This window comes from Nocardia wallacei, from assembly GCF_014466955.1.
Lineage (GTDB): Bacteria > Actinomycetota > Actinomycetes > Mycobacteriales > Mycobacteriaceae > Nocardia > Nocardia wallacei.
On sequence record NZ_AP023396.1, the window covers coordinates 212,943 to 230,994 of the forward strand.

16 protein-coding genes and 1 tRNA gene are annotated in these 18,052 nt (G+C 69.0%); 12 read left to right on the forward strand and 5 right to left on the reverse strand.

What is annotated here, in order from left to right:
- Positions 1–99 precede the first annotated feature (99 nt).
- A complete protein-coding gene (locus NWFMUON74_RS00945) occupies positions 100–876 on the forward strand; it encodes a maleylpyruvate isomerase family mycothiol-dependent enzyme (RefSeq protein WP_232110775.1) in 777 nt (258 codons plus the stop codon).
- A gap of 3 nt (positions 877–879) precedes the next feature.
- On the opposite strand, the gene NWFMUON74_RS00950 is transcribed toward NWFMUON74_RS00945, so the two are convergent.
- Positions 880–1,182: a putative quinol monooxygenase gene (locus tag NWFMUON74_RS00950; protein WP_187686141.1), complete on the reverse strand. Its 303-nt coding sequence runs from the start codon at positions 1,180–1,182 to the stop codon at positions 880–882.
- Between the two features lie 175 nt (positions 1,183–1,357).
- On the opposite strand from NWFMUON74_RS00950, the gene NWFMUON74_RS00955 reads away from it, so the two are divergent.
- From NWFMUON74_RS00955 to NWFMUON74_RS00965, 3 genes are all read left to right on the forward strand, one after another.
- Positions 1,358–3,247 (forward strand): ABC transporter ATP-binding protein, encoded by a 1,890-nt coding sequence (locus NWFMUON74_RS00955; RefSeq protein ID WP_232110776.1) that lies wholly within the window; start codon positions 1,358–1,360, stop codon positions 3,245–3,247.
- 5 nt (positions 3,248–3,252) lie between these two features.
- Complete coding sequence (locus tag NWFMUON74_RS00960; RefSeq protein WP_187686142.1) at positions 3,253–5,235, forward strand: ABC transporter ATP-binding protein; 1,983 nt, start codon at positions 3,253–3,255, stop codon at positions 5,233–5,235.
- A gap of 150 nt (positions 5,236–5,385) precedes the next feature.
- Entirely contained in the window at positions 5,386–5,934 is a 549-nt protein-coding gene (locus NWFMUON74_RS00965) for a putative glycolipid-binding domain-containing protein (RefSeq protein ID WP_187688835.1), read from the forward strand.
- A 302-nt stretch (positions 5,935–6,236) separates the two neighbouring features.
- Here the strand turns inward: NWFMUON74_RS00965 and NWFMUON74_RS00970 are convergent, their stop codons facing one another.
- On the reverse strand, positions 6,237–7,187 hold the full coding sequence (locus NWFMUON74_RS00970) for a prephenate dehydrogenase (protein WP_269475311.1): 951 nt from the start codon (positions 7,185–7,187) through the stop codon (positions 6,237–6,239).
- Positions 7,188–7,245: 58 nt separating this feature from the next.
- Between NWFMUON74_RS00970 and NWFMUON74_RS00975 the strand changes: the two genes are divergently transcribed.
- From NWFMUON74_RS00975 to NWFMUON74_RS00990, 4 genes are all read left to right on the forward strand, one after another.
- Positions 7,246–7,785, forward strand: a complete 540-nt coding sequence (locus NWFMUON74_RS00975; protein ID WP_187686144.1) for a tRNA adenosine deaminase-associated protein — start codon at positions 7,246–7,248, stop codon at positions 7,783–7,785.
- 4 nt (positions 7,786–7,789) lie between these two features.
- Complete coding sequence (locus tag NWFMUON74_RS00980; RefSeq protein ID WP_187686145.1) at positions 7,790–8,200, forward strand: hypothetical protein; 411 nt, start codon at positions 7,790–7,792, stop codon at positions 8,198–8,200.
- Positions 8,200–8,655, forward strand: coding sequence for a nucleoside deaminase (locus tag NWFMUON74_RS00985; RefSeq protein ID WP_187688836.1), 456 nt, complete (start codon positions 8,200–8,202; stop codon positions 8,653–8,655). The genes NWFMUON74_RS00980 and NWFMUON74_RS00985 overlap by 1 nt, the downstream gene beginning before the upstream one ends.
- Positions 8,656–8,719: 64 nt before the next feature.
- Positions 8,720–8,807, forward strand: a tRNA-Ser gene (locus tag NWFMUON74_RS00990).
- A 10-nt stretch (positions 8,808–8,817) separates the two neighbouring features.
- On the opposite strand, the gene NWFMUON74_RS00995 is transcribed toward NWFMUON74_RS00990, so the two are convergent.
- Entirely contained in the window at positions 8,818–9,042 is a 225-nt protein-coding gene (locus tag NWFMUON74_RS00995; RefSeq protein ID WP_187686146.1) for a DUF6374 family protein, read from the reverse strand.
- 199 nt (positions 9,043–9,241) lie between these two features.
- Between NWFMUON74_RS00995 and NWFMUON74_RS01000 the strand changes: the two genes are divergently transcribed.
- Both NWFMUON74_RS01000 and NWFMUON74_RS01005 read left to right on the forward strand, forming a co-directional pair.
- A complete protein-coding gene (locus tag NWFMUON74_RS01000; protein ID WP_187686147.1) occupies positions 9,242–10,579 on the forward strand; it encodes a lipase family protein in 1,338 nt (445 codons plus the stop codon).
- A gap of 17 nt (positions 10,580–10,596) precedes the next feature.
- On the forward strand, positions 10,597–11,532 hold the full coding sequence (locus NWFMUON74_RS01005; protein ID WP_187686148.1) for an LLM class F420-dependent oxidoreductase: 936 nt from the start codon (positions 10,597–10,599) through the stop codon (positions 11,530–11,532).
- A gap of 126 nt (positions 11,533–11,658) precedes the next feature.
- Here the strand turns inward: NWFMUON74_RS01005 and NWFMUON74_RS01010 are convergent, their stop codons facing one another.
- The gene (locus tag NWFMUON74_RS01010; RefSeq protein WP_187686149.1) at positions 11,659–13,950 is read right to left on the reverse strand and encodes an MMPL family transporter; all 2,292 of its coding nucleotides are present in this window, start codon (positions 13,948–13,950) and stop codon (positions 11,659–11,661) included.
- A gap of 182 nt (positions 13,951–14,132) precedes the next feature.
- Positions 14,133–16,493 carry an MMPL family transporter gene (locus NWFMUON74_RS01015; protein ID WP_187686150.1) on the reverse strand — a complete coding sequence of 787 codons (2,361 nt, stop codon included), beginning with the start codon at positions 16,491–16,493 and terminating at the stop codon, positions 14,133–14,135.
- A gap of 204 nt (positions 16,494–16,697) precedes the next feature.
- Here NWFMUON74_RS01015 and NWFMUON74_RS01020 point away from each other — a divergent pair, with 204 nt between their 5' ends.
- Both NWFMUON74_RS01020 and NWFMUON74_RS01025 read left to right on the forward strand, forming a co-directional pair.
- The gene (locus NWFMUON74_RS01020) at positions 16,698–17,567 is read left to right on the forward strand and encodes a TetR/AcrR family transcriptional regulator (RefSeq protein ID WP_197986951.1); all 870 of its coding nucleotides are present in this window, start codon (positions 16,698–16,700) and stop codon (positions 17,565–17,567) included.
- The gene (locus tag NWFMUON74_RS01025) at positions 17,551–18,021 is read left to right on the forward strand and encodes an RrF2 family transcriptional regulator (protein ID WP_187686151.1); all 471 of its coding nucleotides are present in this window, start codon (positions 17,551–17,553) and stop codon (positions 18,019–18,021) included. Before NWFMUON74_RS01020 ends, NWFMUON74_RS01025 begins: the two co-directional genes overlap by 17 nt.
- Positions 18,022–18,052: the final 31 nt, after the last annotated feature.

Here is an 18,052-nt window from a genome sequence, read left to right on the forward strand (position 1 = left end):
GTGACCGGGCGACGGCCAGTTGTCCGGCATTTGAACAGTTACCTTTCGGCGATCCGAATGGAGCGGCGCACCGTCGCCGCGATGAGTAGTGTCGCATCCGTGACCAGCGATGCCCCCGAACTGAGCGAGCATCTGTCCCTGCTCGGTACGGTCGACACGGCGACCGCCCGCCTGCTCGGCGCGGTGGAGAAACTGACCGACGAGGACCTGCCCGGACCGTCGCTGTGCGACGGCTGGACCCGCGCACACGTGCTCACCCATCTGGCGCGCAATGCCGACAGCCTGGTGAATCTGCTGCTGTGGGCTCGCACCGGGATCGAAACACCGCAGTACGCAAGTCAATTCCTGCGTGATTCGGATATCGAGATGGGCGCGCGGCGGCCGCTGGCGGAACAGATCGACGACCTGCGCGCGGCCTCCGACCGCTGGCTGGCGCTGGCCCGCGCCATGCCCGCCGACCGCTGGTCCACCCGGGTGCGCACCCGCGGCGGACGGGAGCTGCCCGCCACGGCGATTCCCTGGCTGCGGCTGCGCGAGGCCGAGATCCACCACGTCGATCTCGACATCGGCTACCGGCCCGCCGACTGGCCCGGGGAGTTCGTCGCACGGTTGCTGCCCGAGGTGGTCGACGGTCTGGCTCGTGCCGCCACGCCCAGCGGGCCGCCGGGAGCGAAGCCCATGACCTCGGACCCGGCGGAGCCGAAGCCGCCCAGCTTCACCGTGACGACCACGGACACCGGTTACACGGCCACCATCGGGACCGCACCCATCACCGAGGTCACCGGTCCGGCGGCCGCGGTCGCCGCCTGGCTCATCGGCCGGTCCGACGGCGCCGATCTCACCGGCGATCTCCCGCCGGTGCCCGACTGGCTGTAGGCGTCACAGCCGCCGCTCGTCCGAACACGTGAATTCCCGCACGTCGGCATCGATGATCTGTTCGGAGACGATCTGTTCGGAGATGATCTGTTCGGACAAGTCGTCGCCCGGTCCCGTGCCACGAAAGGACTGGACGGCCGCGCGCGAGGTCCAGCGCTCGTAGACGGTGACGCGGTCGGGCTCGACGGGATCCGCGGACCGGGCGTAGTCCAGGCAACCGGGGGCGGACCGGGCGGCCTCGACCGCGGCGCGGCAGCTGTCGAGGTAGCGGTCCAGGACGCGCCGGTCTCCGGCGACTATCAGCACGTCGTGCAGCATAGGCCGGGAGTCCCGGTGCTTCCGGACCGGACGAGCCCGCCGAAAACCGGTGGCGATCCGGTGCCCGGTGCTGGCAACCTGGGAGTTCGTACCCCGGCGCGAGCTCTGCGGCGTCCGCTGCATGGGGCGGCAGAATCTGGCGAAAGGCGAAGGGGGAGAAGCTGTGTCCGTCGTCCTGGCGGGAGCCTCGTCCGATACGGAGGCCGACAGTACCGGATCGAACGCACCGGGCGACAATTCGCGTTCGGGTCCGCTGCGGCGGCTGTGGCCGGATTTCCGCCCGTACCGCCGCGCGCTCTATGCCAGCGCCCTGCTGCCGGGTTTCGGCATGCTGTGCGATCTGCTGGTGCCGGTGCTGACCGCGCGGATCGTCGACGGGCCCGTCGCCCGGCGCGATTTCGGCGGCATCTGGGGGCCGGTGCTGCTGGTGGCCGTCCTGTCGCTGCTCAGCACCGCGACGTCGTGGCTGCGGCGCTGGGTCATCGCCCATCCCGCCGCGCAGCTGGAAGTCCGCTTGCGCGCCAGGCTGTTTCGGCGATTACAGATCTTGTCCGTCGGCGTCCACGACGGCATGGAATCGGGCCAGCTGACCTCCCGCGCCATCACCGACATGTCCACGCTGCGGCGGTTCTTCGCGTTCGTGGCGCCGACACTGGTCGCGCTGTCGATGACACTGGCCGCCGGGGTGCTGATCCTGTTCGCGTTCGCCTGGCAGATCGGTCTGGTCGAATTGCTGATCGCGGTGCCGCTGGTGCTGCTGGCGCTGCGATTCGAGCAGGAGTACGGGCGGGCGTCGCGGCGCGCCCAGGACCAGTCCGGCGATCTGGCGACCACGGTGGAGGAGTCCGCGCAGGGCATCCGGGTGCTCAAGGCTTTCGGCCGCGGTCTGTGGTTCGGCGGCCGGTTCCGGCGGCAGGCCCGCGAACTGCAGCGGCTGGAGATGGACAAGGTGCGGCTGGCCGCCCGGCTGTGGACGGCACTGAACACCCTGTCGACACTGAGCATCGCGGCGGCGCTGGCCATCGGTGGCTTCCTGCTCACGTCGGACACGATGACGCTCGGCACCCTGGTCGCGGGCATCACCCTGGCTACCTACCTGCAGTGGCCGATCATGGGAATCGGGTTCGTGCTGGCGGAGATGAATCAGGCCCGCACCGCCGCGGAACGGTACTGGGAGATCATCGACACTCCGGTGGAGATCGCCGATCCCGCGCGGCCGGTTCCCGCGCCGCGGCCACTGCGCGGTGAATTGCGCTTCGACAGGGTCCGATTCCGCTTCCCGGACGCCGAACATGATCTGCTGCACGAGGTTTCGCTGCGCATCCGGCCGGGGGAGACGGTCGCGATCGTCGGTGCCACCGGGAGCGGCAAAACCGCTGTGCTCGGGCTGGTTCCGCGACTGTTCGACGTCTCCGCCGGTTCGGTCACCGTCGACGGCGTCGACATCCGCTCGCTGCGGCTGGCGGATCTGCGCTCGATCGTGTCGGTCGCGTTCGAGGAGCCGGTGCTGTTCTCGGCGAGCGTGCGCGAGAACATCACGCTCGGGTACCCCGACGCGACCGCCGACCAGGTCCGCGCCGCGCTCGACGTCGCCTGCGCCACCGAATTCGTGGACAACCTGCCCTGGGGGCTGCGTACCCGCATCGGTGAGCAGGGCCTGAGCCTGTCGGGCGGGCAGCGGCAACGCCTGGCGCTGGCCCGCGCGGTGCTGGACCGGCAGCGCCACACGGACGGGCACATCGTCGTGCTGGACGATCCGCTGTCGGCCCTGGACGTCACCACCGAGGAAGTGGTGCAGGCGCGGCTGCACGACGCGCTCGCCGGAGCGACCGTGCTGCTCGTCGCCCACCGCCCGTCCACCGCCGCCTGGGCCGACCGGGTCGCGGTGCTCGACGGCGGGCGCATCATCGCCGACGGTCCGCACGAACGTCTGCTGGAAACCTGCCCGCGCTACCGCGAACTCATGGGTGGCGTGGTCGCGGGGGACCGCGCCACCGAGGCGCGTGCCCCCGAAGACAGTGAATCGCAAACCCTTTCAGCCGACAGGAGGTGACGAAGATGCCGGAAAGCTCCGTCCCGCAACGGGATTCCTCGCCGGTTTCCCCGCAGCCTGTGGCGCCGACGCCTCCGGCCGCATCCCCGATCGGCGCGGCCGAGCCGGCGTCTGCGCCGAGTACCGAGCCGGGCGCATCCGAGGCCGAATGGCGTGGTGTCGCCGCCGAGGAGATCGAGGCGTCCGATGCGGTGAATCTCGCGCTGGCGGCACGGCAGCGGCGGTTGCTGTGGTCGCTGGTGCGGCCGTATCGGCTGTGGGCGCTGGCGGCGCTCGTGCTGATCGTGGTGGACAACGCCGCCATGGTGTCGGCGCCGCTGTTCGTGGCGCACGGGCTGGATGCCGGTGTGCGCCCGGCGATGTCGGGGGACTGGGGTCCGCTGCTGCTGGCCGTCGGCGGGGTGGCCGGATGCGCGGCGCTGGGTGGCGTGACGACGTTCCTGTTCCTGCGCGTCTCTGGCCGGCTGAGCCAGCAGGTGCTGTTCGATCTGCGGATGCGGGTGTTCGCCCACGTGCAGCGGCTGTCGGTCGGCTTCCACGAGAACTACACCTCGGGCAAGATCGTCGCCCGGCTCACCAGCGATCTGGAGTCGCTGGAGGACCTGCTCGACCGCGCCCTCAACGACGCCCTGAGTGCGGTGCTGTCCGTCGCGACCATCGCGGTGATCCTGGTGTGGCTGGACATTCCGCTCGCACTGGTGGTGCTGGCCGGATTCGTCCCGCTGGTCTACGTGACCCGCTGGGCACAGCGGCGGCAGCGGGCGGGGTACCGGCGCACCCGCAGCGCCATCGCGAAGGTCGTGGTTCATTTCGTGGAAGTAATGGGCGGGATGCGTGCGGTGCAGGCCTTCCGCCGCGAGGACCGCAACCAGACCATCCTGGCGACCGAGGACGACGAGTACCGCGCCGCGAACGCCGGGGCGCTGCGCGGCATGGCCGCCTACATCGGTTTGGTGCGGCTGATCAGCAACGGGACCACCGCGGTGATTCTGGTGGTGGGCGCGTGGCGAGTCATCCACGGCCACGTCGAGATCGGCGTGCTGGCGGCGTTCCTGCTGTACCTGCGGCAGTTCTACGGACCGCTGGACGAATTGGCGCAGGTGTTCAACTCCTACCAATCCGCGGCTGCGGCGCTGGAACGCATCTCCGGGGTGCTCGAGGAGCGGCCGACCGTGGCCGAACCGCGCACGCCGCATCCGCTCGGCCGGGCGCGCGGCGAATTGACGCTCGAGGACGTCCACTTCGAATATCCGGCGCGAAATACTCAGGACGACGAGGAACCGGTGGAAAATTCGGCGAAAACGCCTGTGCTGCCGAAATTCTCCTTGCGAATTCCGGCCGGACAGGTGATTGCGCTGGTGGGTGACACGGGGGCCGGTAAATCGACGCTGGCCAAACTCGTCGCGCGTTTCTACGATCCGTCCGGTGGCGCCGTGCGGCTGGACGGCGTGGATCTGCGCGAGGTGTCCGATGTCGACCTGCGCCGCAATATCGCCATGGTGACGCAGGAGTCGTACCTGTTCTCCGGTTCGGTGGCCGACAATATCCGGCTCGGGAAGCCCACCGCGACTGATGCCGAGGTGCACGCCGCGGCCCGCGCGGTCGGGTTCTACGACTTCGCCATGTCGCTGCCGGAGGGTTTCGACACCGATGTGCGCAAGCGCGGCGGGCGGTTGTCGGCGGGGCAGCGTCAGCTGGTCGCGTTCGCGCGGGTGTTCCTCGCCGACCCGGCGGTGATCGTGCTCGACGAGGCCACCTCGAGCCTCGACATTCCGGGCGAGCGGCAGGTGCAGCATGCGCTGGAAACCGTGCTGCGCGACCGGACCGCCGTCATCATCGCGCACCGCCTGTCCACGGTGGCCATCGCCGATCGGGTGCTGGTGCTGGAATCCGGCCGCATCGTCGAGGACGGCTCCCCGGCCGAGCTGACGGCCGGCACCGGGCGCTTCGCCACACTGCACACGGCCTGGCAGGAGTCGCTGGTGTGAGTGGGCGGCGCGCGGCACCTACGGCGCGCGGGAGACGGGTGACTCGTCACTTACGGTAGAGAGGTGAGCAATCCAGCCCAGGGCAATTCGGCGGCCGCCCCGGCGAGCGGCGAACGTGCGGACGCGGCAGCGGTATCGCGCTGGCCCGCGATGCTCACCTGGCGGTCGCACAATGCCTCCCGCATGGAATCGGTGCGGGTGATCCTCACCGGCAATCGGATTCGCGCCTCCGGCCGCATCATCGCCGGTGATTGCGACGAGCACCCCGCGTTCAGCGCCTCCTACGACCTGGTCACCGATGAGAGCGGGGTGACCAAGCGGCTGTCGCTGCGCAGCACGGTGGCCGCGGGCGAGCGGCACGCCTCGATCGCCCGCGACGAGGAGAACTACTGGCTGATCGACGCCGGCGGCACCCACGTGCGCTCGACCTTCGGCGGCGCGCTGGACGTCGACGTGGTGCTCAGCCCGTTCTTCAACACACTCCCGATCCGCCGCTACGGCCTGGCCCAGGCCGCCGAGGACGTCCAGGTCCCCGTCGTCTACGTGCGCCTGCCCGATCTGCTGGTGCAGGAGGCGAGTCTCACCTACTCCAGCGGCGCCGACGGCATCCACGTCCTCTCGCCGGTTTCGAGCGCCACCGTCACCGTCGACTCCGACGGCCTCGTGCTGGACTACCCCGGCCTGGCGGAACGGATCTGACCCCGGTCGTCCTGGACTACCCGGGCTTCGCGGAACAGATTTGGCACGGGTTGTCTCGGACTACCTGGCGGAACGGATCTGACTCGGGTTGTCTCGGACTAGCCGGGCTTCCGGGAACGGATCTGGGGCATCCTGGACTACCCGGCCCCGGCGGAACAGATCCGACCCCGGTCGTCTCGGACTGCCCGGGCCTGGTGGAACAGGTCTGACTCGGGTTGTCCTGGACTGACCGGGCCTTGCGAACCGATCTGACCGGGTTGTGCTGGACTACCCGGGCAAAGCGGAACAGATCTGACCCGTACTCAATCGAGGGTGCGGAGGACACCGCCGCGTCGGCCTGCGTCGTGTAGTTCTTCGAGCCAGTTGTGGTCGCCGGGACGGATGCCGGTGATTTCCCAGCGTTCGAGGGTGTCGTAGCGGTTGCGTTCGGTGTAGCCGGCGTCGACGAGTTCGCCCAGGGAGCCGGTGGCGGACAGGTTGTCGCGGGCGGCGGTGAGTAGTCGCAGGATGTCGTCGAGGGCGTCGAGCAGTGCGGCGGAATTCGGCTCGCAGATGGCTCGGACGAGGTCGGGGGCGGTGGCCGCGACTCGGGTGCCGTCGCGGAACGATCCCGCGGCCAGTCCGAGCGCGAGGTCGCCGCCGCCCGCTCCGGCCACCGCCAGTGCCTCGGCGAGCACGTGGGGCAGATGCGAGATGCGCGCGACCGCGCGGTCGTGTTCCGCGGCGACCACCGGGACCAGGTACGCGCCGCAGTCCAGCGCCAGCCGCGCGACCCGCGTCCACGGGTCGGCGTGGGTGCCGGCGTCGACCCCGATCGCCCAGGCCGCGCCCTGGAACAGGTCGGAACTCGATGCCGCCCAACCCGATTCGGAGGTACCGGCCATCGGATGGCCGCCCACGTAGCGCGCCCCCAGCTCGTGCTCGCGCACGGCGGCGGCGACCGGGCTCTTCACGCTGACCACATCGGTGAGCGGGCAGTCGGGCGCGAACTGTTTCACATCGGACAGGATCGGTGCGAGGGCGGGCATCGGCACGCCGACCACCACCAGCGCATCGGCCGCAGCGGCCCGGGAAAGTACGGCTTCGATATCGCCGTCCACGTCGAACCCGTCGGCGCGGGCGGCGCGCACACCGGTCTCCGAACGGTTGTACCCCCAGGCCGCATAACCCGCGGCGACGGCGGCGCGCAGCACCGATCCGCCGATCAATCCCGTGCCCAACACGCATACGGCTGATTTTCGGTCGCCTGTCACCGGATCAGATTCGCATACGACTTCAACATTTCCGCCCAAGCGGACTACCGTTGCGGCCATGGCAGCACAGCGCTCGAGCACGAACAGGGCGGCGTCGGACGATTACGAAGACGTCGAAGGGTTCGCAGTGGCGGTTGTCCGCGAAGAAAGCACCTGGCGATGCAGCCCGCTGTCCCCCGCGGCACTCAACAGTTTGACGGCAGCCGAACATGAACTGCGCGCACTGCGCAGCACCGGAGCGGTGTTCGGATTGCTCGATGTCGATGACGAATTCTTCATAGTTTTGCGGCCCGCGCCGACCGGCAGCCGGCTGTTGCTCTCGGATGCCACGGCGGCGATCGACTACGACATCGCCGCGGACGTCCTCGAGACATTGAATGTCGAGATTCCGGATATCGATCCCGACGAACTCGACGACGTCGAGCCCTGGGAGGAAGGCGACCTCGGCGTACTCGCCGACCTGGGCCTGCCCGAACCGGTCCTGAGCGTCATTCTCGCCGAAACCGACCTCTACCCCGACGAGCAGCTCGGCATGATCGCCCAGCGACTGGGTTTCGCCAACGAGCTGTCGGCGGTGCTGGACAAGCTCCCCCGCTGAACCGGTGCCGAACCCCAATCGGTCGCCGGGCGCGGCAGGGCTGCCGAGCACGACTCGGCCGTCGGGTGTGGCATGGCTGACGGGTGTGGCACGGCTGCCCGGTGTGGCAAGGCTGACGGGTGTGGCATGGCTGGCTGGTGTGGCATGGCTGCCGGGTGTGGCACGGCTGCCCGGTGTGGCATGGCCGACCGGTGTGACAAGGCTGGCGGGTGCGGCACGGCTGGCGGATGTGGCATGGCTGCCGGATGTGGCATGGCCGACGGGTGCGCCACGGCTGTCGGGTTCGGCACGGCTGAAGGGTATGGCAGGGCTGTCGGATGTGGCACGGGCGCTCGGCCCGAGATGGGTGGGGGCCGGTCGGCCGCTGTCGGTTGGCGGCGGGGGCGGCAGTGGTTGGTGGGGTGAGCGGTGGTGATCGGGGCGGATGAGGACCTCGTGCGTGCGGCGCTGTCGGCGGCCGCCGACGCCGATCCGCGCGACGTGCCGGTGGGTGCGGTGGTTTTCGACGCGGACGGGCGTGAGCTGGCGCGTGCGGCCAACGCCCGCGAGGCGCTCGGCGACCCCACGGCGCATGCCGAGATACTCGCGCTCCGCCGCGCCGCGCAGGTGTACGGCGACGGCTGGCGGCTCGAGGGCGCCACGCTGGCGGTGACGCTGGAGCCGTGCACGATGTGCGCCGGCGCCTTGGTGCTGGCCCGCGTGGAGCGAGTGGTCTTCGGCGCCTGGGAACCGAAGACGGGCGCGGTCGGCTCCCTCTGGGACGTCGTCCGCGACCGCCGCCTCAACCACCGCCCCCAGGTACGCGGCGGCGTCCTCGAATCCGACTGCGCCGCAACCCTGGACGCCTTCTTCCACACCCGACGCCCCTGAGGCCGGGGCCGGAGCTCCCCTACCGATTTCGAGAATGCGGGGTGGTTCCGGTAAAGTCACCGGCGGTGGCGTGTCCGAGCGGCCTAAGGAGCACGCCTCGAAAGCGTGTGAGGGGTAACCCCCCTCCGAGGGTTCAAATCCCTCCGCCACCGCTCCCACCCCTCACCTGCTCGACCAGGTGAGGGGTTTTTCTTTGCCGAGTGGAACCTCGTTGGTGGTTGTGGCGGCCAGTTCGGTGAAGACCCGGAGGCCCTCGGTGACCTTGCCCGACATCACGCTGAGTTGTTCGGCGGTCAGGGGGGAACTGGTGGCGGCTGCGGAGGCCAGGTGGTCGCGCACCTGCTCCAACCACAGCTGCGCGAACTGGATGTGGCGGTCGAGAGGCATGTCGCCAGCCTACTCCGATTCGAACATGAGTTCGATAGCCAATTCATGGTGTCGGCCAGATCTGACACCGCGCTGGGCCAGAGTCCCGGTAACCGTGTTACTGTCCGGTAGGTCGGCGGTGACCGGGACCATGTTCCGGGCGGCGATGCGACTCGGGACACTCCGGCGACGGCGCCGGAAAGCAGCGGGAGAGTTATCGATGTATCGACAGCAGGGGCGGGTCGGTTCGCCGTGGCGACTGTGGGCTTCCCGGGCGGCGGTGGTGTTGACCGCGGCTTGTTCGGTTGTCGCGGCGGCCGGTGTGATGGACGCGCGGGAGGCGGCGGCGGAACCGGCGGGCGGGTTCCATACGCCGCCCGCGCAGATTCCGTCCGAACCGGGCGCGATCGTCAAGGCGCAGCCGATGACCGTGTTCGCGGCTCCGCCCACCGCGGGCCGCTGGCCCGTCGCCGCCCAGCAGGTCATGTACACCACCCGGCTGCAGGACGGCTCCCCGACGGCGGTGACCGGCACGTTCATCGATGCCGCCGGTCCCTGGCAGGGCGCCGGGCCGCGCCCGACCGTGGTCATCGCGCCCGGCACCTCGGGGCAGGGGGACAACTGCGCGATGTCGCAGGCGTTCGCGACCGGGGTGACATTGACCGCCGACCCCGCGGTGTCGCTGTCGGCGAATCAGGAAGCGCCCGCGGCGGCGGCGTGGAGCGCGCTGGGCGCCCGTGTCCTGGTCACCGACTACGTGGGTCTGGGCACACCGGGCATCCACACCTACGCGAACCGGATCGAGGAAGCCCACGCCGTGCTCGACGGTGCGCGTGCCGCCGGCAATCTGGCCGGAATCGGACCGGAGACGCCGCTGGTGCTGTGGGGCTATTCGCAGGGCGGCGGCGCGACCGCGGCCGCCGCGGAGATGCAGCCGCAGTACGCCCCCGAGCTGAACCTCAAGGGCACCTGGGCGGGTGGCCCGGTCGCCGACCTCGCCGCGATCCTCGAGCGCATCGATGGCTCGCTCATCTCGGGAGCCATCGGGTTCGCCGTCAACGGCATGCTCGCCCGCTACCCGGAATTGCAGAAGGCGGTCGACCGCGTGACCAGTCCGGCCGGTCGCGCCATGCTCGACACGCTGAGCAACGAATGCATCGGCGACATCATCGTCCGACACCCGTTCCTGCGGACCAGTTCGCTGACCAACGACGGCCGCTCCCTCACCGCCCATCTGCAGGCCATTCCCGAGGCGGCGCCCGTGCTCGCCGAACTGCGCGTCGGCAGCCTGACCCCGGCCACCCCGGTGCTCATCACCAGCGGCCGCAACGACGACACCGTGCCCTACGGCCAAGCCCGTCACCTCGCCGAGGAATGGTGCGCCAAGGGTGCCACGGTCACCTTCCGCACCGACGAACTGCCGCCGATCCTCCCCGGTGCCACCATCCCCAACCACTTCGGCCCGGAGCTGATCGACGGCTTCGGCCCCGACAACGCGGTCACCTACCTGCTCGACCGCCTCGCCGACAAGCCGGTGACCGGCTGCACGATCACCTGACCGGTACGTTGGAGGCCGTGGACCTACGGATCTTCACCGAACCTCAGCAAGGCGCAACCTACGACGATCTTCTGCGTGTGGCGAAGACGACCGAGGACGCGGGCTTCGACGCGTTCTTCCGGTCCGACCACTACCTGAAGATGGGCGAGGTCTCGGGTCTGCCCGGGCCCACCGACGCGTGGATCACTCTGGCGGGGCTGGCGCGGGAGACCTCGCGCATCCGGCTCGGCACGCTGGTCACCGCCGCCACCTTCCGGCACCCGTCGGTGTTGGCGATCTCGGTGGCGCAGGTGGACGAAATGTCCGGCGGCCGAGTCGAATTCGGTTTCGGCGCGGGCTGGTTCGAACAGGAGCACCGGGCCTACGGCATCGCGCTGCCGGAGGTGGCGGAGCGGTTCGACCGGTACTCCGAGCAGCTCGAGGTGATCACGGGCCTGTGGGCGACCGTCGAGGGCGAGACCTTCGACTACCTCGGCAAGCACTACACACTGGAGAACTCCCCGGCGCTGCCCAAGCCCGCGCAGCGACCCGGACCGCCGGTGATCATCGGCGGCATGGGCAAGAAGCGCACTCCGGAGCTGGCTGCCCGCTTCGCCCAGGAGTTCAACCTGCCGTTCGTCGACTCCGCCACGGCCACAGCGCAATTCGAGCGCGTGGCCGCGGCGTCGCGGGAGATCGGCCGCGACCCGGCCGAGATCACCCGCTCCGCCGCGCAGGTGCTGTGTGTGGGTCGTGACGACGCCGAGGTGGCCCGCCGGGCCGCCGCCATCGGCCGGGAGGTCGACGAGCTGCGGCGCAACGGCCTGGCCGGAACTCCGGCGGAGGTGGTCGACAAGATCGGCCGCTACCGCGAGGCCACCGGGATTACCCGGCTCTACCTGCAAACCCTGGACCTGTCCGACCTCGAGCACCTGGAGTTGGTAGCGGCCGAGGTCGCGCCCCAGCTCGGCTGAGCCGTACGTGCGCCGGAGATCGTCCCACCGGACGAGCGGGCGCACGCGAATCGTCTCGTACGAACAGGCCGTGGGCTCCAGCCGTAACCGATTGGAGCCCACGGCTTTTCAGGTGACGGCGGCCGATTACCGCACCGGCACAGTCGGTTCGGCCTCGTGCGCCCGGTTCAACTCCTTCAACCGTGCCCCTTCGACATCGATGTCCGGCACGATCTTGCTGAGCCAGTTGGGAATCCACCACGCCCACTTGCCCATCAGGATCAGCAGCGAGGGGATGAGCACCATCCGGACGAGGAAGGCGTCGAACAGCACGCCCGCGGCCAGCGCGAAGCCCATCGATTTGGCGGTCGTGTCGGATTCCAGGATGAACGAGCCGAACACGAAGATCATGATGACGGCGGCGGAGGTGACGACACGGGCGCCGTGGTGGTAGCCCTTGATCACCGCCTCCGTCGGCGGCTCGCCGTGCACGTACTCCTCGCGCATGCGGGTCACCAGGAATACCTGGTAGTCCATCGCGAGCCCGAATACCAAGCCGATCAACATGATCGGCAGGAAACTCACGATCGGCCGTGGTTCGTCGACCAGCCCGAGCGCGCCGTCCTGGAATATCAGTACGGTCGCGCCGAAGGTGGCCGCCATCGACAACAGGAAGCCCAGCGCCGCGGTCAGCGGCACCAGCACCGAGCGGAACACCGCGATCAACAGCAGGAACGCGGCCCCGGCGACGATCGCCAGATACGGCACGATCTTGCTCAGCAGCGCGTGGTCGACATCGGCGTAGATGGCCGTGGTCCCGGTGATGCCGTATTCGATGCCGTATCGCTCCTGCAACCCCGCCTCGGCATCGCGGGCATCGCGCACCAGATCCTTGGTGTCCTGGTTGTTCGGACCGGTCTTGGGTACGGCGTTGAGCAGCGCGCCCGCGCCGTCCTGGCTCAGCTGCGGCTCGGTGACGTAGTCCATGTCGGAGTATCCGGCCAGCGTGTCGCGCAGTGCCCGCACCGCGGCGGGCCGCTGCTCGGGCGCGACGTCGCCGAGCTCGGCGACCACCATCAGCTTGCCGTTGCTGCCCTCGCCGAATCCCTCGGTGCGCAGGTCGTAGGCCTTGCGGATGGTGGTGTCCTTCGGCATGCTGTCCTCGCCCGGCAGCCCGAGTTGCAGGTGCGTCGCGGGCCCGGCGGCGAGTGCGAGTACCACGATGCTGAGCACCAGTGTGATGGCCGGCGCCTTGCCGATCAGCCGCGCCGCCCGCGTGCCGTTGGTGACCGAGTCGTCGTCCTCAGGATCGTGCTGGGCGATCACCGGCAGCTTCGGCTTGAACAGGAACCGCCCGAACGCGCCCAGCAGCGCGGGCATCAGCGTGATGGCGGTGAGGACCGCGAACGCCGCCGCCAGCGCGCCGCCCAGACCCATGAAGGTCAGGAAGCGGATGCCCACGATCGCCAGCCCGACCAGCGCGATGATCACCGTCCCGCCCGCGAACACGACCGCCGCCCCGGCCGTCCCGAGCGCGGTGCCCGCCGCCGATTCGGGCGAATCCTGCACGGCCAGTTCGTGTTTGTAGCGCGAGACGATGAACAGCGCGTAGTCGATGGACAGCGCGATGCCGATCATGGAGGCCAGGAAGGTGGTGAAGCTCGGGATCTCCACGACCGAGGTGCCCAGCATGATCACCGACATGGTGACGCCCAGCCCGACGATCGCGGTGATGATCGGCACGAATGCCGCGACGATCGCCCCGAACGCCACGATCATCACGATCAGCGCGAAGCCCATGCCGATCATCTCCGACTTGCCGCTAGGCTGTTGCTGTTCCATCGCGATGGTGCCGTCGAGTTCGACGGTGAGCCCGGCAGCGCGGGCGTGGTCGGCGATGTCGTAGGCGGCCTTGCGGTCCGCCTCGGTGACGTCGGTGAACTGCTCGAGCGTGAACGGAACCGTCAGTATCGCAACCGAATCCGGGTTCTCCTTGTTCAGCACGTTCAGCGGCGCGGCACTGCATTCGGACGAGTCACGCTCGGGCGCCAGGCAGCCGAGCTGCTCGGTGGCGGCGATCGGGTCCGTCAGCGGCGTGCTGTGATCGACGATGCCGAGCGTGCCGAGATCGGTGATCAACTGCTGGATCGCGGCGTGGTTGCCCGGGTCGGTCAGCTTCTGCCCCGCGGGCGCGGCGATGACATAGGTGCCGGTGACCGCGTCGAACTGGAACGCCTCGGACATGCCGGGGAAGTGCTGGTCGAGAATCTTGGTGGCCCGCTCCGAGGGCAGGTTCGGGATATTGAAATCGTTGCTCATCGGCTTGCTGAGCTGGCTCCCGAGCCCGCCGATCACGATGAACAGCAGGATCCATACGGGTAGGACGATCCACTTGCGGCGGAACGCGAACCTGCCCCACCGGTACAGATATACGGACACGAGCGTCTCCTTGCGGTCTGTGGGCCGTGCTTGTCGAACCGGGATGCGGGACAGTAGCTGGAGAACAATTGGTACGAGTCTGCTGTGTAGTTGCTACAAGATCAAGGGCGGCGGCCCGGAATGCCGTCGGCCCCCGATCCGGAAAGGATCGAGGGCCGACGATGCGATGTGTGCGGCGATGCTCAGCCGACCGGAACCGGCTCCCGCTCCGCCGCGGCCTCGCGCTCGCGTCGCTGCAGTTCGCGCAGCTCGGCGCCCTCGACGTCGACGTTGGGCAGGATGCGGTCCAGCCACTTCGGCATCCACCAGGCCCACTTGCCCAGCAGCACCAGCAGCGAGGGAATGAGCACCATCCGGACGATGAAGGCGTCGAACAGCACGCCCGCGGCCAGCGCGAAGCCCATGGACTTCGCGGTGACGTCGGTCTCCAGGATGAAGCCGCCGAACACCGAGATCATGATGATCGCGGCCGAGGCCACCACCCGGGCGCCGTGGTGGTACCCGGAGATCATCGCCTCCTTCGGCGACTTGCCGTGCACATACTCCTCGCGCATGCGGGTCACCAGGAACACCTGGTAGTCCATCGCCAGGCCGAATACCAAGCCGATCAACACGATCGGCAGGAAGCTCACGATCGGATGCTGTTCACCGATCAGGCCCAGCTTGTCCTGCTGGAACACCAGCACGGTCGCGCCGAAGGTCGCCGCCATCGAGAGCAGGAAGCCCAGCGCGGCGGTCAGTGGCACCAAAATCGACCGGAAGACCAGCACCAGCAGGACGAATGCCGCGAGGGCGACGATCGTCATGTACGGCAGGATCTTGCCGAGCAGGGCATTGGACACATCGGCGTAGATGGCCGTGGTGCCGGTGATGCCGTACTCCATGCCGTACTGCGACTTGAAGTCCGCCTCGGCCTCGCGGGCGTGCTTCACCAGGTCTTGCGTCGCTTCGTCGTTCGGGCCTGTCTCGGGCACGGCCAGCAGTTGCGCGCCGGTGCTGCGCTCCCAGTCGGGCGCCTTGTTCGCGTCGAACGCGTTGGTCGACGCCGCGGTGACGAAGTCCATGCCCTGGTAACCGGCCAGCTTGTCGCGCAGCGCGGTCACCGCCGCCTGCCGCTGTGCCGGGGCGACATCGGTGAGGTCCGCGACGACGGTCAGGATGCCGTTGCTGCCCTCGCCGAAGCCCGCGGTGCGCAGGTCGTAGGCCTTGCGGATGGTGCTGGTCTTGGGCTGGCTGTCCTCACCGGGCAGGCCGAGGCTGAGGTTGACCGCGGGCGCGGCCAGCAGGCCCAGCACCACGACGCTCAGCGCCAGCGTCACGGCCGGGGCCCGGCCGATCAGCCGGGCGAACCGCTTGCCGTTGGTGACCGAGTTGTCGTCCTCGGGGTTGTGCTTGGCTACCACCGGCAGCTTCGGCTTGAACAGGAACCGGCCGAACGCGCCCATCAGCGCGGGCAGCAGGGTCAGCGCGACCAGGATGGCGAACGCCGCCGCCAGCGCGCCGCCCAGACCCATCCAGGTCAGGAAGCTGACGCCGACGATGCTCAGCCCGCACAGCGCGATGATCACGGTCAGCCCGGCGAACACCACCGCGGAACCCGCCGTGCCGATCGCGATGCCGGCCGCCTCCTCGGGCGAATCCTGTACCGCCAGTTCGCTCTTGTAGCGCGAGACGATGAACAGCGCGTAGTCGATGGACAGCGCGATGCCGATCATCGACGCCAGGATCATGGTGAAGTTCGGGATGTTCACCACCGAGGTGCCCGCCATGATCAGCGCCGAGGCCGAGCCGACGCCGACGATGCCGGTGAGGATCGGCACGAACGCGGCGATCAGCGCGCCGAAGGCGACCATCATCACGATGAAAGCGACCGCGTAGCCGATCATTTCGGCCTTGCCGCTGGAGGTCATGCCCTCCTGCGCGATGCTGCCGCTCAGCTCGACCGTGAGCCCGACACCGCGCGCCTCGTTCGCCACGTTGTAGGCCGCCTCGCGGTCGGCCGCGGTGACGTCGGAGAAGGACTTGATCGAGAAGGGCACCTGAATGTAGGCGACCGTGTCGGCGTTGTTCTCGCCCAGCACGTTCAGCGGTGCGAGACCGCATTTGGAGACGAACGCGGGGTCGGTGCGATCGCCGGTGAGGCAGCCCATGGCGGAGGCGGCGCCGATCGGATCGGCGGGTTTCTGGGCGGTGTCGAACTTGGTGTTGTCGACGATGCGCAGGTCGTGCAGGCGCTGGATCAGGGCGGTGACCGCGGCGTGATTGGCCGGGTCGGTGAGCTTGCCGCCGTTCTCGACGGCGACCACGTAGGTGCCGGTGACCGCGTCGAACTTGAACTGCTCCGAGGCGCCGGGGAATTGCTTGTCGAGAATGTCGGTGGCCCGCTGCGAAGGCAGGTCGGGCATGTTGAAGTCGTCCTGGCTCTGCTTCTTCAGGCTGACGCCCAGCCCGCCGATCAGCAGGAATATCAACAGCCAGACCGGCAATACGATCCATTTCCGGCGGAAGGCGAACTTGCCCCACCGGTAGAGGTATACGGACACGAGTGGGTTCTCCTAGCGATAACCGGGTTGTGCTGATTTCAGGCGCGTAGACAGCACTTTCGCGGCCGCCCTGCAACGCGAACCGCCTCCACCTGACGCCTTGCCTACCGTGCGGTAGGTAGACTACCGAGCGGTAAGCGGAGGAACAACCTCAATTTCGGGGGCTTCACCCGCCGAACCGGATCGTGATGAGAGGATCATCCCATGAGAGCCCGTAGTACATCCGGGGCCGTAGTCGCAGGTGGAAGCACCAAGGATGCGATCCGGGACGCTGCGATCCGGCTTTTCTCGAGCAAAGGATTCGATCACGCGAGCCTGCGCGAGGTCGCGGATGCGGTAGGAATCACAAAAGCGTCGCTCTACTATCACTACGCCTCGAAGAAGGATCTGCTGCTCGCCATCATCGAGCCGATCTTCGACGATCTCAATGCCGTTGTGGCCGAGCTGGACCGGGTGCCCTACGGTCCCGACACCGTGCGCGAGGTGCTCACCAGGCAATTGCACGCGCTGTTGCGCCACCGGACCGCGGGCGCGATGTGCGTGCGGGACACCGTCGCGATCATCAACGCGATCGGCGACCGGTATCCCGACATGATCGATATGCATCGCCGGTTGTGCGACTGGTTGTCCGGGGCGAATCCCACGCCGGAACAGAGACTTCGGGCCAGCGCGGCGCTCGAGGTGCTCGGCGCGGCGCTGTGGTCCAAGGAGCTGAGCCCCGACACCGGGGACGAGTTGATCGAGCGCGTGCTGCTGAACGCCGCGTTCGGGGTCCTGGGCGTCGACGGGAGCGCGCCTCCTCCGCCGCTGTCCGGCCCGGTTACCCATTACGAGACCGGTGTGGGTGGTGCGGCAGGTGCGGCGGCTGGTTATGAGGCCGGTGCGGGTGGTGCGGCAGGCGTGGCGGCTGGTTATGAGGCCGGTGTGAGTGGCCCGGCAGGTGTGGCGGCTGGTTATGAGGCCGGTGTGGGTGGTGCGGCAGGGGTAGGGGGCGGGTACGAGGCTGGTGGCGGCGCGGCGGTGGTCGCCGTCGGCGGTCCCGGCGCGGGGAGCGGCCGTGCACATCAGCGCTAGGGTCGACTACGCGGTCCGGATCCTGTTGGAAATCGCTCGCGCGCAGTCGGATTCGGTCAAGGCCGACACCATCTCCGCCGCCCAGTCCATCCCGCCCAAGATCCTCGAGTCCACCGCCGCCGAACTGCGGCGGGCCGGCCTGGTGACCAGCCGGCGCGGTCCCGACGGTGGTTACCGGCTGGCGCGACCGGCCGCGGAGATCACCGTGGCCGACGTCATCCGCGCGGTCGAGGGCCCGCTGGCCTCGGTGCGCGGGCAGCGGCCCGAGGACGTGCGCTATCCGGGCGCCGCCGAATCGCTGCAGCACGTGTGGATCGCGCTGCGGGTCAACATCCGCGCGGTGCTGGAGCGGGTCTCGATCGCGCAGCTCGCCGCCGGCGAGTTACCGGCCTTCGTCGGCGAGCTGACCAGCGATCCCGGCGCCTGGGCGCGGCGGCCGGGACCCGCCGCGTGAGGCCGTGCCCGCCGAGCGGACAGCCACCGTG

Excerpts from the sequence above, each read along its gene's own strand:
- NWFMUON74_RS00960 (WP_187686142.1), top strand. The coding sequence starts at position 3,253 with ATGCCGGAAAGCTCCGTCCCGCAACGGGATTCCTCGCCGGTTTCCCCG.
- NWFMUON74_RS00965 (WP_187688835.1), top strand. The coding sequence starts at position 5,386 with ATGCTCACCTGGCGGTCGCACAATGCCTCCCGCATGGAATCGGTGCGG.
- NWFMUON74_RS00975 (WP_187686144.1), top strand. The coding sequence starts at position 7,246 with ATGGCAGCACAGCGCTCGAGCACGAACAGGGCGGCGTCGGACGATTAC.
- NWFMUON74_RS00995 (WP_187686146.1), bottom strand. The coding sequence starts at position 9,042 with ATGCCTCTCGACCGCCACATCCAGTTCGCGCAGCTGTGGTTGGAGCAG.
- NWFMUON74_RS01000 (WP_187686147.1), top strand. The coding sequence starts at position 9,242 with ATGTATCGACAGCAGGGGCGGGTCGGTTCGCCGTGGCGACTGTGGGCT.
- NWFMUON74_RS01020 (WP_197986951.1), top strand. The coding sequence starts at position 16,698 with ATGAGAGCCCGTAGTACATCCGGGGCCGTAGTCGCAGGTGGAAGCACC.